Origin of the sequence: Streptomyces sp. NPDC049577 (assembly GCF_040675635.1) — a bacterium.
GTDB lineage: Bacteria > Actinomycetota > Actinomycetes > Streptomycetales > Streptomycetaceae > Streptomyces.
The window spans coordinates 1-13,892 of record NZ_JBFAPH010000177.1 but is presented as its reverse complement, the minus strand read 5'-3'; the positions used below and the strand labels follow the sequence as shown (position 1 = coordinate 13,892).

Below are 13,892 nucleotides of genomic sequence, written 5' to 3'. Positions count from 1 at the left end.
CTCCGCTGCACCGGCCACCCCGAGACGAAACCGATCACCCCCAACGCCGGGCACCTCACCATGCGCCCCGACTGTCCCTGCTGCTGCGGCCGGCGGGCGGCGGGGCCCGCCGATCAGCCACGGCCTGAGCCCCGCGAGCCCGCGTCGTGCGACGCGCCTGTCCGGTGTTACGCGGCCAGCCCCAGCGCGGCCATGCGCTTGGTGTGCGCCTCGGTGATCCGGGAGAACATCTTCCCGACCTCGGCCAGGTCGAAGCCGTCGGCCACCCCGCCGACCAGCATGGTCGACAGCGCGTCCCGGTCGGCGACCACGCGCTGCGCCTGGGAGAGCGCCTCGCCCATCAGCCGCCGCGCCCACAGCGCGAGCCGCCCGCCGACGCGCGGGTCCGCCTCGATGGCCGCCCGCACCTTCTCGACCGCGAACGACGCGTGACCGGTGTCGTCCAGCACGGCCAGCACCAGCGCACGGGTGTCGGAGTCCAGCCGGACCGCGACCTCGCGGTAGAAGTCACTGGCGATCGAGTCGCCCACATAGGCCTTGACCAGGCCCTCCAGCCAGTCCGAGGGCGCCGTCTGGCGGTGGAACTCGTCCAGCGCGGCCGCGAAGGGCTCCATCGCGGCGGTCGGCTGGACGTCGATGGCGGCGAGCCGGTCGCGCAGCCGCTGGAAGTGCTGGAACTCCGCGGCGGCCATCTTGGCGAGCTCGGCCTTGTCGTCGAGCGTCGGAGCCAGCTTGGCGTCCTCGGCCAGCCGCTCGAAGGCGGCCAGCTCGCCGTAGGCGAGGGCGCCCAGCAGATCCACGACGGCCGCCCGGTACTGCGGGTCGGCGGAGGCGTGGGCCCAGTCCTGGGCGGCGATTCCGGTGGGCTCTGCGGCGTTCTCGGGGGCGGTGTCGGGCGTGTCCATGGAGCGCACAATAGCCCGCCCCGCCCCGCGAGGAAGGGCCTGGTCAGAGACTCCCTCCGGATCCGGCCGGGCGGTTGTCCGGACACACATGCGCATTTCCGGGGTACAGTGCTAAGAGGCCAGCCGAATATTCGGCGGGCCGCACCCATGCTGTGTCTTCTGGAGGCGCGTCTCCAGAGTGCCAGCGGATGCCCGGTCGGTGGCCCGATCGGCTTCCACAAAACCGACCGCCCTCCGCGCGGCGCGTACGAGTCGTACGCACCTGGAGGGATCCGCTCGCGGCACGTGTGCACGAGCGAAGGCAGTGGTCCCGTGCCATCCGGCCTCCCCGGCCGGCCTGTCACTCGGCACGGTTCGTACGACCGTCGTACGACCCCCTTCGCCGCTTCGCGCCGCGTCTCACAGAAGAGGCAAAACCCTGACTACTCAGGCCACTTTCCGAGACCTGGGGATTCTCCCCGAAACCGCCGAAGCCCTTGAGGCGGTCGGCATCGTCCACCCGTTCCCCATCCAGGAGATGACGCTTCCGGTCGCCCTCTCGGGCTCCGACGTCATCGGCCAGGCCAAGACCGGCACCGGCAAGACGCTCGGCTTCGGTCTGCCGCTGCTGGAGCGCGTCGTCGTCCCCGCCGACGTCGAGGCGGGCCGGGCCAAGCCGGAGCAGCTGACCGACGCCCCGCAGGCGCTCGTCGTCGTCCCCACCCGTGAGCTGTGCCAGCAGGTCACCAACGACCTGCTCACCGCCGGCAAGGTCCGTAACGTCCGGGTCCAGGCGATCTACGGCGGCCGTGCCTACGAGCCGCAGGTCGAGGCCCTCAAGAAGGGCGTCGACGTCGTCGTCGGCACCCCGGGCCGGCTGCTCGACCTGGCCGGGCAGAAGAAGCTGAGCCTCGCGCACGTCAAGGCGCTGGTCCTCGACGAGGCCGACGAGATGCTCGACCTGGGCTTCCTGCCGGACGTCGAGCGCATCATCACGATGCTCCCGGTCAAGCGCCAGACCATGCTCTTCTCGGCCACCATGCCGGGCGCGGTCATCTCGCTCGCCCGCCGCTACATGTCGCAGCCGACGCACATCCGCGCCACCGCGCCGGACGACGAGGGCCAGACCCACGCCAACATCGCGCAGCACGTCTTCCGCGCCCACAACATGGACAAGCCGGAGATGGTCGCCCGCATCCTGCAGGCCGAGGGCCGCAACCGCGCGATGATCTTCTGCCGCACCAAGCGGACGGCCGCCGACATCTCCGAGCAGCTCACCCGCCGCGGCTTCGCCGCTGGCGCGGTCCACGGCGACCTCGGCCAGGGCGCCCGCGAGCAGGCGCTGCGCGCCTTCCGCAACGGCAAGGTCGACGTCCTGGTCTGCACCGACGTCGCCGCGCGCGGCATCGACGTCGACGACGTCACCCACGTCGTCAACTACCAGACCCCCGAGGACGAGAAGACCTACCTGCACCGCATCGGCCGCACCGGCCGCGCGGGCAAGTCGGGCACGGCCGTCACGCTGGTCGACTGGGACGACATCCCGCGCTGGAAGCTCATCAACAAGGCGCTGGAGCTGCCGTTCGACGAGCCGGAGGAGACGTACTCCACGTCCCCTCACCTGTACGAGGCGCTGAGCATCCCGGCCGGCACGAAGGGCATCCTGCCCCGCTCGGAGCGGACCCTCGCCGGTCTCGCGGCCGAGGAGATCGAGGACCTCGGCGAGGTGGGCGGCCGCGGCCGCCGCGGCGCCCGTACCGAGCGCACGGAGCGCGCGGAGCGTCCCGAGCGCACCCGCACGCCGCGCCAGCGCCGCCGGACGCGCTCCGGCGCGCCGGTCGACGAGGCGGGCACGCCTGCCGGCGCGCCTGCCGCTGAGGCCACGGAGACCACGGGCGCACCGGAGACCCCGGCCCGCCCGCGCCGCCGTCGCCGCACGCGCGGCGGCCGGCCGGGCGAGGCCGTGGCCCCGGTGACCCCGGTCGCCGAGACCGCGGTGGTCGAGGCCCCGGTCGTCGAGGCCCCGGTCGTCGAGGCGCCGGTGGCCGAGCCGACTCCGGCGAAGCCGCGCCGTCGCCGCACGCGCCGCGTCCAGGGGGCCGAGGCCCCGGTGACCCCGGTCGCCGAGGCGGCGGTCGTGGAGGCGCCGGCCGTGGAGGCGGTCGAGGTCGTGGAGGCGGCCGAGGCGACCGAGACCGTCGTCGAGAAGCCGAAGCGCACCCGCACCGCCAAGAAGGCCGTCGCCGCCGTGGAGACCGCGGAGGCCGTCGAGGCGACCGAGACGGTCGTCGAGAAGCCCAAGCGCACCCGCACCGCCAAGAAGGCCGCCGAGGCCGTCGCGACGGCAGAGGCCGCCGAGGCGAAGCCCAAGCGCACGCGGACCACCAAGAAGGCCGCTGCCGCCGTGGAGGCCCCGGAGGCCGCCGAGGCGACCGAGACGGTCGTCGAGAAGCCCAAGCGCACCCGCACCGCCAAGAAGGCCGCCGCCGCTGTCGAGGCTGTGGAGACGGCCGAAGCCGTCGAGGCCAAGCCGAAGCGCGCCCGGACCACCAAGAAGGCCGCTGCCGCCGTGGAGACGGCCGAGGCCGCCGAGACGGCCGAGGTGAAGCCGAAGCGCACGCGGACCGCCAAGAAGGCCGTGGCAGTGGTCGACGGCGTCGAGGCCGCCGAGGCGGCGGAGGCGAAGCCGAAGCGCACGCGGACCGCCAAGAAGGCCGTCGCCGTCGTGGAGGCCCCGGAGGGCGCCGAGACGGTCGCCGAGAAGCCGAAGCGCACCCGCACCGCCAAGAAGGCCGCCGAGGCCGCCGAGGCGAAGCCCAAGCGCACGCGGACCACCAAGAAGGCCGTCGCCGTCGTGGAGGCCCCGGAGGGCGCCGAGACGGTCGTCGAGAAGCCCAAGCGCACCCGCACCACCAAGAAGGCGGCTGCCGCGCCCAGCGCGTAAGCGGGACCGCATATGACCGGCGGCCGGTCACCCTCCGGGGTGACCGGCCGCCGTCGTTGCCGGGGCCGTGCGTTACGCGGCGAAGCCGCCGTCCACCGCTATCGACGCCCCCGTCACGTACGCCCCCGCCGGGCCCGCCAGATAGGCGACCGTCTCCGCGACCTCCCCGGCGGTCCCGAACCGTCCCAGCGCGGTGAGCGAGGCCTGTGCGTCCGCCGCCGGGCCGTCCGCCGGGTTCATGTCCGTGTCGATCGGACCGGGGTGGACGAGGTTGGCGGTGATGCCGGCGGGGCCCAGCTCCCGGGCGAGGGACTTGGTGAGACCGGTGAGGGCCGTCTTGCTGGTGGCGTAGAGCGTGGCGCCGGGGAAGGCGACGCGCTCGGCCATGCAGCTGCCGACGGTGATGATGCGGCCGCCCTCGCGGAGGTGGGCGAGCGCCGCCTGGACGGCCAGGAAGGGGGCGCGGATGTTGACGGCGAGGACGCGGTCGACGTCCGCGAGGGCGAGGTCCGCGATCGGCGCCAGGACGCCCGCGCCGGCGTTGTTGACCAGGATGTCGAGACGGCCGTACTCCGCGGCGGCCGCGGCCACCGCGCCGCGCACCGCTTCGGCGTCGGCCGCGTCGGCACGCAGGGCGATCGCGCGGCCGCCGGCCTCCTTCACGCGGGCGACGACGCCGACCGCGAGCTCCTCGTTCTCCCGGTAGGTGAACGCGACGTCCGCGCCCGCCCGTGCGAGCCGCAGGACGATCGCCTCGCCGATGCCACGGCTGCCGCCGGTCACCAGGGCCGCCTTGCCGATGAGTTGCTTGGTTTCTTCGTGGGACATGACCACGATCCTGGCCCGCCGCGGGCCTCGTGTCCGGCGGTCATCGGACGCCGCGTTAGCCTCGTGGCATGAGCAGGCCGCCCATCCTCACCTTGCCCGCGTGCGCCGAGGCGTACCACCTCGTCACCGAGCGCGGGGAGTTCGCCGTGCACGACGCGCGTCCCGCCGGGACGCCGCGCGGCACGGCCCTGCTGGTGCCGGGGTTCACCGGCAGCAAGGAGGACTTCCTGGCGCTCCTGGAGCCACTCGCGACCGCCGGTTACCGGGTCGTCGCCGTGGACGGGAGGGGCCAGCACGAGAGCGCGGGCCCACGCGAGGAGAGCGCTTACGCGCAGCACGAGTTGGCGCGCGACGTGCTCGCGCAGACGGCCGCGCTGGGCGGTGACGTCCATCTGCTCGGGCACTCCCTGGGCGGGCTGATCACGCGTGCGGCGGTGCTGGCCGACGCGGCGCCGTTCCGCTCGCTGACCGTCATGAGCAGCGGGCCGGCCGCGATCTCGCCCTCGCAGCAGGCTCGTACGCGCCTGCTGATCCACGCGCTCGCGGATCTCGGGATGGACATGGAGAGCGTATGGCTGGAGATGCAGCGGCAGGAGGCGGAGAACGCCGCGTCGCTGGACACGCCGCCCGCGCTCGGCGCGTTCCTGCACCGTCGCTGGATGCGGACGCGGCCGGAACAACTCATCGCCGCCGGCCGCCAGTTGATCACCGAACCGGACCGCACGGCCGAGCTGGCGCGGGTGGCGCTGCCCAAGCATGTGATCTCCGGCGAGCTGGACTACGCCTGGCCGGTGCCGGAGATCGACGCGATGGCGGAGAAGCTGTCGGCGCTCCGCACGGTGATCCGGGGCGCGGGCCACTCCCCCAACGCGGAACGCCCGAAGGCGACGGCGGAAGCGCTGGCGGCGTTCTGGAGCACGGTGACGCTGCGCTAGCGGCGCGGGTTACGGCGCCCACGCATGCCGCCGAACCCTCGCCACGGCGGCGGCAAGATCCTCCCGCCCGAGCCGGGGCCCGGCGGCCCGAGGCCCCGCCGCAGCCCGCCCACGCACCGGCCCCAAGGGGCCCGGGGGGCTTGCCCCCGGCTCCTTTCCCGCCGCAACGGCGCTCAGCCCAAGTCGGCCGGCCCGGCGGTGCCGAACCGCCACCAGCGCGAAGCCGCACCCAGGTCCAACCACACACCGGCCCCTGGGGGCCCGGGGGGCTCGGCCCCCCGACGCTTCCCCCGCCGCAACGGCGCCCGGCCCACCACAAGCAGCCCGGCAGCACGAAACCGCCCCCAGGTCCAACCACGCACCGGCCCCTGGGGGCCCGGGGGGCTTGGCCCCCCGGCACTGTCCCCGCCGCAACGGCGCCCGGCCCAACACAACCGGCCCGGCGGTGCCGAACCGCCACCAGCCCTGGCCCCCCGAACCCCACACGCGGCAAGCACGCGGCAAGCGCACGGCAAGCGCTCAGCAACCCGTCCGTTCCGTCACCGTGAAGATGCCGCCCTCCGGGTCCCGCAGGGCGGCCTCGCGTTCGTTCTCCAGGGAGCCCACCGGGGCCTCGACCGCTCCGCCGGCCGCCAGGGCCGCCTCGACGGCCTTGTCGACGTCGTCGACCCGGAAGTAGACGTGCCAGCGGGGCCGGATGCGGGGGTCCGGCGCGGCCTCGATCGCGCCGCCGCGCAGGCAGGCGACCGTGGAGTCGCCGGCGCGGACCATCACGGCCTCGTCCTCGTAGCGGACCTCGCAGATGTCCGAGCGCTTGTCCCAGTCGAAGATCTCGCCGTAGAAGACGGCGGAGGCGAACGCGTCGCGGGTGCGCAGCTCCAGCCAGGCGGGCGCCGCACCGCTGCCGATCCGCCAGCCGCGCATGACCTCGCCCTCCCAGAAGCCGAAGACCGCGCCCGCCGGGTCCGCGGCCAGGACGACGCGGCCGTGGCCGAGGGCCACCGGCCCGACCGCGACCGTGCCGCCCCGCTCGCGGATCCGCGACGCGACGAGATTGGCGTCGTCGACGGCGAAGTAGCAGGTCCAGGAGACGGCGACACCGAAGCTGCGCGCGACGTCCCCGAGGCCCGCCACCGGTCTGCCGTCGGCGAGGGCCACCGAGAAGTCCTCGCCCAGCGAGCCGGGGCGGAAGGTCCACCCCAGCACCGCGCCGTAGAACCTCTGCGCCTCGGGGAGGTCACCGGTCAGCAGGCTCACCCAGCAGGGCGTGCCGGGCCCCGCGCGGTCCAACGCCGACATGGCCGCTCGCCTCGATTCTCTTTCCGAGCTCTTCCGATCTGGTCCACGGGTCACCTGCCAGGGTTCCACTCGCGTGGCGGCGGCGCATTCCGGCACGCGCGCAAGGCGCCGGTTTCGTATCAGTCGGGTCGGTTCGGCCGGGTCGGTCAGTACTGGGTGCGCAGGTGGTCCCAGAAGCCGTCCCGCAGGGCGCGGCGCAGATCGGCGTGGCCGCGCAGCGACAGGCCCAGCAGCGCCTCGGCCTCCACCAGCAGTTCCTGGTCGACGCCGCCCGGCAGGTACGGGTGGCCCGGCAGCAGCTCGGCGAGCGAGTCGCGGCCGCGCGAGCCCAGCCACTGGGCGGCGACCTGGGCGCCGACGAACCGCACGTCGTCCCGGGAGGGTGCGGGGCCGTGGTGGATGACCTCGCCGAAGGAGGACTCGTAGGCGGCGCGCCGGGTGACGTACGGCTTGCAGAACTCCAGGTCGAAGGTGCGCTGGCTGTCGACCTCCCACAGCAGCGGCTCGGCCTGGTTGCGGCCGCCGCCGGCCTCGATGCCCCACAGGTGCACCCGGGCGCCGTAGCCCTGGGCGGCCTCGACGGCCGAGACGAGGTCCTCGTCGCCGCCGATGAGGACGGCGTCGCTGATGGCCCGGTGCCGGGCGAGGGACTCCAGGTCGCTGCGGATCAGGGAGTCGACGCCCTTCTGCTGGTTGTGGGCGTTGAGGTTGCCGAGCCGGACCTTGACGTCGGGGAGCTCCGCGATGCTCTGCTGCTCGGTGGTGTGGATACGGCGGCGGGCGCCGTCGTACCAGTAGACGCGGAGCAGCCGGCTGTCGGGGAAGATCATGCGGGCCTTGTCGATGAAGGCCTCGATGATCCCCTCGGCGTCGAGCTCGAAGGCGCGGCGGTCCTCGGTGCCGGTGACGAGCCGGCCGGCGGCGGCGTAGACGTAGCCGGCGTCCACGAAGACCGCGTGGGTGGAGGGTGTCGTGGCCACCTCGGCGAGGACCCGGGTCAGCAGCTCGTTGGTGCGCTCGATGCCGGCGGCGATCGCGGCGAGGTCCACGGGCCCGGGGTGTTTCGAGTCAGTCATGGGTGTCAGGTCTCACACTTCGGGACTACTGGTCAGTAATTAGTCATGTTAAAAATTTCCTTAGCGTAGGGAATGTTTGCAGGCACCACCTCGTTGGACACATATGGAACGCGCCGCACCATCGTCGCTGCGCGCGTCACGTTCATCAGTTCTCCTTCAGGAGGATCAGACGAAGGGAGAAGCCGTGCGCTTCGAGATCATGCGCCTGGACGACGTCGACGGCACCGCCGTCGACAGCACCGTCGTGGACGCCGCCTCCGTCAACCGGATCGTGCAGCAGGCCGCTTCGACGGGCCAGCGCATCTATATCCGCCCGGCCGGCACCGCGGCCCGGTAACGCGTTCGTACGCCTCATGCGGAACACCCCCGTACGGGACCGTACGGGGGTGTTGTGTGTTTGAGGCGGAGCCGCGCCGGGTCTTGACCCGGTCCTTGAAAAGCCGCGCGACATACGGCGCGAAGTGCCGCGCGCGGCAGGGGTTTTGGGGGACCGGTGAGCCCTCAGTGGCTCGCGATGACCTGCGTGACGCCGTTGATGATCTGCTGCACAGCCAGCGCCGACAGCATCATGCCGGCCAGTCGCGTCACCAGGACCACGCCGCCGTCCTTGATGACACGGATGATCAGCAGCGAGTTCCGCATCACCAGCCACAGCACGACGTGGATCGCGGCGATCGCCGCCCACACCGACACCTGCGCGGCGAAGCCGTCCGCGTGCTGGACGGCCAGGATCACCGAGACGATCGCACCGGGGCCGGCGAGCAGCGGCATGCCCAGCGGGACCAGCGCGACGTTCACGTCCTTGGTCTGCGTCGGCTCCTCGGACTTGCCGGTGAGCAGGTCCAGGGCGATCAGGAGCAGCAGCAGCCCGCCCGCGATCATCAGGGCGGGCGTGGTGATGTGCAGGTAGTCCAGGATCTGCTGGCCGCAGATGCCGAAGACGGTGATCACACCGAAGGCGGTGGCGGCCGCCTGCCAGGCCATGCGCCGCTGGACCTTGGCGGCGCGGCCCGCGGTGAGGGCGAGGAAGATCGGCGTGATGCCGGGCGGGTCCATGATCACGAAAAGCGTGAGAAAGAGGGATCCGAAGACGGCGATATCGAACACAGTGAGGGCCTTGCGGTGGGGATGTACGGGTGTACGGGCGTACAGGCGCGATCGCCCCGGTACGCGGGCGGATTCGGGGGTGCGGACGGCAGGGAGGAAGGGGTGGTGGGACGGACCGGAACGGCCGGGCGTGCCGGTGCGGGACCGGTGTGCCGGGCAGCCCGGGGTGGGCCGCCCGCGGGACGGCTCTGCCGGTGCGGCGGTCAGCCGCCGGCGCCCGGGACGGGGAACGCGCCCGTCGCGCGGCGCGTGATCTCGCCGTAGATCTCGGGGTCGGTCGTGTACTCGCCGAGCCGACAGGTCTTGCGGCTGCCGTGGTAGTCGCTGGAGCCGGTGGGCAGCAGGTTCAGGTCTGCGGCGAGGCCGCGCAGCCGGGCGCGGGTGGCCGCGTCGTGGTCCATGTGGTCCACCTCGACGCCGTCCAGACCGGCCGAGGCCAGCTCGGCTATCGCGCCCTCGGAGACACAGGCGCCGCGCTTGAGGGCGAGCGGGTGCGCGAGGACGGTGACCCCGCCGGCCGCCTTGACCAGGCGGATGGCGTCGAAGGGGTCCAGTTCGTGCTTCGCGACGTAGGCGCGGCCGTCCCCGGCGAGCCACTCGGAGGTGAAGGCGTCGGAGACGGTCCCGATCACTCCGAGCTCGACCATGGCCGTCGCCAGGTGCGGCCGTCCGACAGCGCCGTCCCCGGCGATCTCCGCGACGCGCTCCCAGCTCACCGGCACGCCGAGCTCGTTGAGCTTGCGGACCATGGCCCGGGCGCGCGGGACGCGGTCGTCGCGGAGGAGGTCCAGCTCGCGGGCGAGCTCGGGCTCCCGGGGGTCGAAGAGGTAGGCCAGCATGTGGACGCTGAGGCCGGGCGCGCCGACGGCGGTGCCGTCGAAGCGGCAGGAGATCTCGGCGCCGGTGACGAGGGTGAGCCCGGCGGGCAGGGCCGCGAGGGCCTCCGCGTGGCCGCCGGTCCCGTCGTGGTCGGTCAGCGCGACGACGTCCAGCCCGGCGGCGGCCGCGTTGCGGACCAGCTCGGCGGGGGTGTCCGTACCGTCCGAGGCCGTGGAGTGGGTGTGCAGGTCGATGCGCACGGCACGGCTCCCAACGGCGGACGAGGACGGACAGGACCGGTTCAGGATAACCGCCGTTCGAACGCGGCCGGGTCCGCGCGGCCGTCAGGGCGAGAGGATGCGCGGCGAGAGCGCGCCGCAGGGCAGCAGATCCACTTCGGCGCCGGCGTCGCGCAGATCGGTCAGCACCAGCTCGTCGTACATCAGCAGCCCGGACCGCTCGGGCCAGACGACCGCCCACAGCCACAGGCCGCGGGCCTCGCCCGCGAAGACGGCCCGGTCGTCGGGGGTGCCCTCGACGTGCCAGAGGGGGGTGGGCCGGCCGGCCGCGTGGACCTTGGCGTGCGGCGGGCGGTCGACGCGCATGTGCGGGCCCGGGTCGGGGCCGTCGATGCCGGCGTAACGCGCGCCGAGGCCGACGCCGAGCTCCTCGGCGATGAGCAGCAGCTCCCCCGGCCCGCCGAGCGGGCTCGGGCCCGAGCAGGCGACGGCGGTGGCGCGGCCGCCGCTGCGGTCGTCACCCGCGCAGACCACTCCGGTGAAGAGCCAGCCCACGGGCAGGGGCCAGGGCATCCAGACCGGGACCCGGGCCCGCTTCACCACGACCGCGAGCGCCTCGACGCTCGGTGGGACGACCGGCTGCAGGGGGTGCACCGTGCCGTGCACGGCACACTGCCAGGAGTCGGCGAAGAGACCGGGCGCGCGCACCCGGCCACCGCACTTCGGGCAACTGGGTTCGCCCCTCATAGCCTCCAACGGTCCTACCGGGCCGCCGTCGCGTCAAGGATGATCACCCGTCCGGACGTCGCGCCGGGCCGCACGGCGCGCCCGTCACCCCAGGGGTACGCCGGCGCGCAGGGGATCGCGCAGGTCCGTACCGTGCCGCAGCCAGCGCTCCTGGAGCGCGGCCGCCCCCTGCACGCGCTTCCACGCCGCCTCGTTCGGCGTCATCGGCAGCAGGGGGAGGAAGCGGACGGGGTCCATGGGGGCGTCCAGCTCCAGGTCCTCGACGAGCCCGCCGGGCTCCGCGACGAGCACGGAGGTGAAGGGGGCACCCGGCCACAGCGGCTCGCCGGTGTCCAGCGACGCCCCGGGCGCCACGACGACGCCCTCGACCTGGGGCGAGGCGGCGAGCACGGCCAGCGGGCGGAGCACCTTGTCCGTGTCGGCGCGGCCCCGGCGGACGGTGAGGATCAGCTCGGCGCGCGGACCACGGACGGGGTCGGCGAGCGGGGAGGTGGGATCGGCCATCGGCTGGGCGGACATGCCGAGGGTGGCGTACCGCACGACGCCGGCGTCGTCCCGCCCCTCCTCGCCGTCCGTGCCGTCCGTGCCGTCCGTGCCGTCCGTGCCGTCCGTGCCGGTGAAGCGCAGGACCTCGATCCGGTCCGTACCCAGGAAGGTCACCGCGGCGCGCGCGTCCGGCTCGCCGAGGGCCGAACGCAGCCGGGCCTCGACCAATGCGAGAACGTCTGACATGCGGCGAGCATAGAACGCGTATCGAACGGGCAAAGCCGGGTCTTGACGTCCCGAACGACTGCTAGCCTGGGTTGGCCTTGACCTCTGGTCAGGGATTGACGTTCGTCCCTCAGCGGGGACCGGCCGGAGGAGGTGGGGCTGCGGTGGATCCGAGTCGACCGTGCAGTACCGACAGTTCTCCCGTCCTCTCGCTCCGGACGCACACGCGCAGCCGGCTTCGCTGACCCGAGGCCCTGCCTGAACGGGCCCCGCCCCCGGCGGTGTCCCCGGAGTCTCCTCGCGCCCGCGGCGTGGGACGGAAGAGCGCCTTCATCCCGCTTTGTTCCGTGTCCCTGCGAAGTTCTCGCGCACTGCCGCCAGCTACCCGCACACCACACGAAGCGCCGCCCGATTCACGGACGTCAGCCGCACGCCGGCCCTCACCGGCCGGCCCCCACGTCTGCGATTCCGGCTGCGTTGCGCCCGTGCCCGTCGCCGGCGGCCGGCCCGTGAAGGAGCCAGCCATGTCGATGATCCGTGACCTCCGCGCAGTCGTCCGTCCCGCGCTGCGCCGTGCCCACGGCACCCCGTTCGATTACGACGCCTCCCGCGACCGCTGCGCCGGCGGCGGCGCCAGCGCCATCGTCGACTGCGCGGTCTACCGCGACGGCCGCCGCGCCAGCGACCACGTCTCCCCCGCCGAGGCCATGCGCCGGGTGCGTGCCGAGGGCGGCTTCGCCTGGATCGGTCTGCACGAGCCCACCGAGCAGGAGTTCGCCGGCATAGCCAAGGAGTTCGGGCTGCACCCGCTGGCCGTGGAGGACGCGGTCCACGCCCACCAGCGGCCGAAGCTGGAGCGCTACGACGACACGGTCTTCACCGTCTTCAAGACCATCCACTACGTCGAGCACGCCGAACTCACCGCCACCAGCGAGGTGGTGGAGACCGGCGAGGTGATGTGCTTCACCGGCCAGGACTTCATCATCACCGTCCGGCACGGCGGCCAGGGCTCCCTGCGCGCCCTGCGCCACCGCCTCCAGGAGGACGCGCAGCTGCTCGGCAAGGGCCCCTCGGCCGTCCTGCACGCCATCGCCGACCAGGTCGTCGACGGCTACATAGCGGTGGCCGACGCCGTGCAGGACGACATCGACGAGGTGGAGATCGACGTCTTCTCCGAGCCCAGCAAGGGCAGCCGGCGCGGCGGCGACGCCGGCCGCATCTACCAGCTCAAGCGCGAGGTCCTGGAGTTCAAGCGCGCGGTCACCCCGCTCATGCGCCCCATGCAGCTGCTGAGCGAGCGGCCGATGCGGCTGGTCGACCCGGACATCCAGAAGTACTTCCGCGACGTCGCCGACCACCTCGCCCGCGTGCACGAGCAGGTCGTCTCCTTCGACGACCTCCTCAACTCCATCCTCCAGGCCAACCTCGCCCAGGCGTCCGTCGCGCAGAACGAGGACATGCGCAAGATCACCTCCTGGGCGGCGATCTGCGCCGTGCCGACGATGATCGCGGGCATCTACGGCATGAACTTCGACCACATGCCGGAGCTGCACTGGAAGTACGGCTATCCGGCAGTCATGGTGCTGACGGTGGCCATCTGTGTGGGCATCCACCGCGGCTTCAAGAGGAACGGGTGGCTGTAGCCGCGGGCGGCCGGGGGTCCGGGGGTTGCCCCCGGGAAGGCACAGTAAGAGGAACGGGTGGCTGTAGCCGCGGGCGGCGGCCGGGGGTCCGGGGGCCGGGGGTTGCGCCCCGGGAAGGCACAGTAAGAGGAACGGGTGGCTGTAGCCGCGGGCGGCCGGCAGGCGCGCGTTAGGACTGCCGTCTGCGGTCGCCCAGGATGACCAGGGCCAGGCCCGCAAGGATCACGGCGAGTGCCGGGCAGGCCGCCAGCGACGGCCGCTGTCCCAGCCACAGCGCCGCGATCAGCGCGGCGCACGGCGTCTCCAGCAGGATCGCCGTCGAGGTCACCGACGGCCCGAGCCCCTTCACGACACGGTTGAAGATCGTGTGTCCCAGCAGCTGGGCCGTCAGCGTCAGCGCGGCCAGCTTCAGCCATGTCTCACCGCTGTAGCCGGCCAGCGGAGTGCCGCTGACCAGGCAGACGGCGAGCAGCAGCACGGTCGTCGTCGCGTAGCACAGGTACGTGTACGCGACCGTGCCCACCGTGCGCCGCACGGCCGCGCCCAGCAGCACGTATCCCGCGGCCGCCACGCCGCCCGCGAGGGCGAGGCCGTCGCCGGCGAGGGCGCGCGGGGACGTCGACAGGTCGACGCCCGTCAGGATGAGCACCCCGAGGAACG

The 13,892-nt window shown here is 73.3% G+C and carries 13 protein-coding genes; 4 read left to right on the top strand and 9 right to left on the bottom strand.

The features are described 5' to 3' along the window. Positions 1 to 167 precede the first annotated feature (167 nt). Positions 168 to 905 carry a ferritin-like fold-containing protein gene (locus AB0K09_RS20235; RefSeq protein WP_366066759.1) on the bottom strand — a complete coding sequence of 246 codons (738 nt, stop codon included), beginning with the start codon at positions 903 to 905 and terminating at the stop codon, positions 168 to 170. 517 nt (positions 906 to 1,422) lie between these two features. On the opposite strand from AB0K09_RS20235, the gene AB0K09_RS20230 reads away from it, so the two are divergent. After that, entirely contained in the window at positions 1,423 to 3,828 is a 2,406-nt protein-coding gene (locus tag AB0K09_RS20230; RefSeq protein ID WP_366066758.1) for a DEAD/DEAH box helicase, read from the top strand. 72 nt (positions 3,829 to 3,900) lie between these two features. On the opposite strand, the gene AB0K09_RS20225 is transcribed toward AB0K09_RS20230, so the two are convergent. After that, complete coding sequence (locus tag AB0K09_RS20225) at positions 3,901 to 4,656, bottom strand: SDR family oxidoreductase (RefSeq protein WP_366066757.1); 756 nt, start codon at positions 4,654 to 4,656, stop codon at positions 3,901 to 3,903. A gap of 68 nt (positions 4,657 to 4,724) precedes the next feature. Between AB0K09_RS20225 and AB0K09_RS20220 the strand changes: the two genes are divergently transcribed. After that, on the top strand, positions 4,725 to 5,591 hold the full coding sequence (locus AB0K09_RS20220) for an alpha/beta hydrolase (RefSeq protein ID WP_366066756.1): 867 nt from the start codon (positions 4,725 to 4,727) through the stop codon (positions 5,589 to 5,591). Positions 5,592 to 6,110: 519 nt separating this feature from the next. Here the strand turns inward: AB0K09_RS20220 and AB0K09_RS20215 are convergent. Both AB0K09_RS20215 and AB0K09_RS20210 read right to left on the bottom strand, forming a co-directional pair. Further along, the gene (locus tag AB0K09_RS20215) at positions 6,111 to 6,890 is read right to left on the bottom strand and encodes a VOC family protein (RefSeq protein WP_366066755.1); all 780 of its coding nucleotides are present in this window, start codon (positions 6,888 to 6,890) and stop codon (positions 6,111 to 6,113) included. Between the two features lie 146 nt (positions 6,891 to 7,036). Next, complete coding sequence (locus AB0K09_RS20210) at positions 7,037 to 7,966, bottom strand: NYN domain-containing protein (protein ID WP_366066754.1); 930 nt, start codon at positions 7,964 to 7,966, stop codon at positions 7,037 to 7,039. Positions 7,967 to 8,150: 184 nt separating this feature from the next. On the opposite strand from AB0K09_RS20210, the gene AB0K09_RS20205 reads away from it, so the two are divergent. Further along, on the top strand, positions 8,151 to 8,303 hold the full coding sequence (locus AB0K09_RS20205; protein ID WP_366066753.1) for a hypothetical protein: 153 nt from the start codon (positions 8,151 to 8,153) through the stop codon (positions 8,301 to 8,303). Between the two features lie 164 nt (positions 8,304 to 8,467). Here AB0K09_RS20205 and AB0K09_RS20200 read toward each other — a convergent pair whose 3' ends face one another. The 4 genes from AB0K09_RS20200 to AB0K09_RS20185 form a co-directional block, all read right to left on the bottom strand. Then, on the bottom strand, positions 8,468 to 9,073 hold the full coding sequence (locus AB0K09_RS20200; protein WP_366066752.1) for a MarC family protein: 606 nt from the start codon (positions 9,071 to 9,073) through the stop codon (positions 8,468 to 8,470). 203 nt (positions 9,074 to 9,276) lie between these two features. After that, positions 9,277 to 10,152, bottom strand: a complete 876-nt coding sequence (locus AB0K09_RS20195) for a PHP domain-containing protein (protein ID WP_366066751.1) — start codon at positions 10,150 to 10,152, stop codon at positions 9,277 to 9,279. A gap of 84 nt (positions 10,153 to 10,236) precedes the next feature. Next, a complete protein-coding gene (locus tag AB0K09_RS20190) occupies positions 10,237 to 10,878 on the bottom strand; it encodes a DUF6758 family protein (protein WP_366066750.1) in 642 nt (213 codons plus the stop codon). Between the two features lie 84 nt (positions 10,879 to 10,962). Then, entirely contained in the window at positions 10,963 to 11,610 is a 648-nt protein-coding gene (locus AB0K09_RS20185) for a suppressor of fused domain protein (protein ID WP_366066749.1), read from the bottom strand. Between the two features lie 503 nt (positions 11,611 to 12,113). On the opposite strand from AB0K09_RS20185, the gene AB0K09_RS20180 reads away from it, so the two are divergent. Beyond that, positions 12,114 to 13,232 carry a magnesium and cobalt transport protein CorA gene (locus AB0K09_RS20180; RefSeq protein ID WP_366066748.1) on the top strand — a complete coding sequence of 373 codons (1,119 nt, stop codon included), beginning with the start codon at positions 12,114 to 12,116 and terminating at the stop codon, positions 13,230 to 13,232. A gap of 169 nt (positions 13,233 to 13,401) precedes the next feature. On the opposite strand, the gene AB0K09_RS20175 is transcribed toward AB0K09_RS20180, so the two are convergent. Further along, a partial coding sequence (locus AB0K09_RS20175) for an EamA family transporter (RefSeq protein WP_366066747.1) occupies positions 13,402 to 13,892 on the bottom strand: 491 nt, incomplete at its 5' end.

Excerpts from the sequence above, each read along its gene's own strand:
- AB0K09_RS20235 (WP_366066759.1), bottom strand. The coding sequence starts at position 905 with ATGGACACGCCCGACACCGCCCCCGAGAACGCCGCAGAGCCCACCGGA.
- AB0K09_RS20230 (WP_366066758.1), top strand. The coding sequence starts at position 1,423 with ATGACGCTTCCGGTCGCCCTCTCGGGCTCCGACGTCATCGGCCAGGCC.
- AB0K09_RS20225 (WP_366066757.1), bottom strand. The coding sequence starts at position 4,656 with ATGTCCCACGAAGAAACCAAGCAACTCATCGGCAAGGCGGCCCTGGTG.
- AB0K09_RS20220 (WP_366066756.1), top strand. The coding sequence starts at position 4,725 with ATGAGCAGGCCGCCCATCCTCACCTTGCCCGCGTGCGCCGAGGCGTAC.
- AB0K09_RS20215 (WP_366066755.1), bottom strand. The coding sequence starts at position 6,890 with ATGTCGGCGTTGGACCGCGCGGGGCCCGGCACGCCCTGCTGGGTGAGC.
- AB0K09_RS20210 (WP_366066754.1), bottom strand. The coding sequence starts at position 7,966 with ATGACTGACTCGAAACACCCCGGGCCCGTGGACCTCGCCGCGATCGCC.
- AB0K09_RS20190 (WP_366066750.1), bottom strand. The coding sequence starts at position 10,878 with ATGAGGGGCGAACCCAGTTGCCCGAAGTGCGGTGGCCGGGTGCGCGCG.
- AB0K09_RS20185 (WP_366066749.1), bottom strand. The coding sequence starts at position 11,610 with ATGTCAGACGTTCTCGCATTGGTCGAGGCCCGGCTGCGTTCGGCCCTC.
- AB0K09_RS20180 (WP_366066748.1), top strand. The coding sequence starts at position 12,114 with ATGTCGATGATCCGTGACCTCCGCGCAGTCGTCCGTCCCGCGCTGCGC.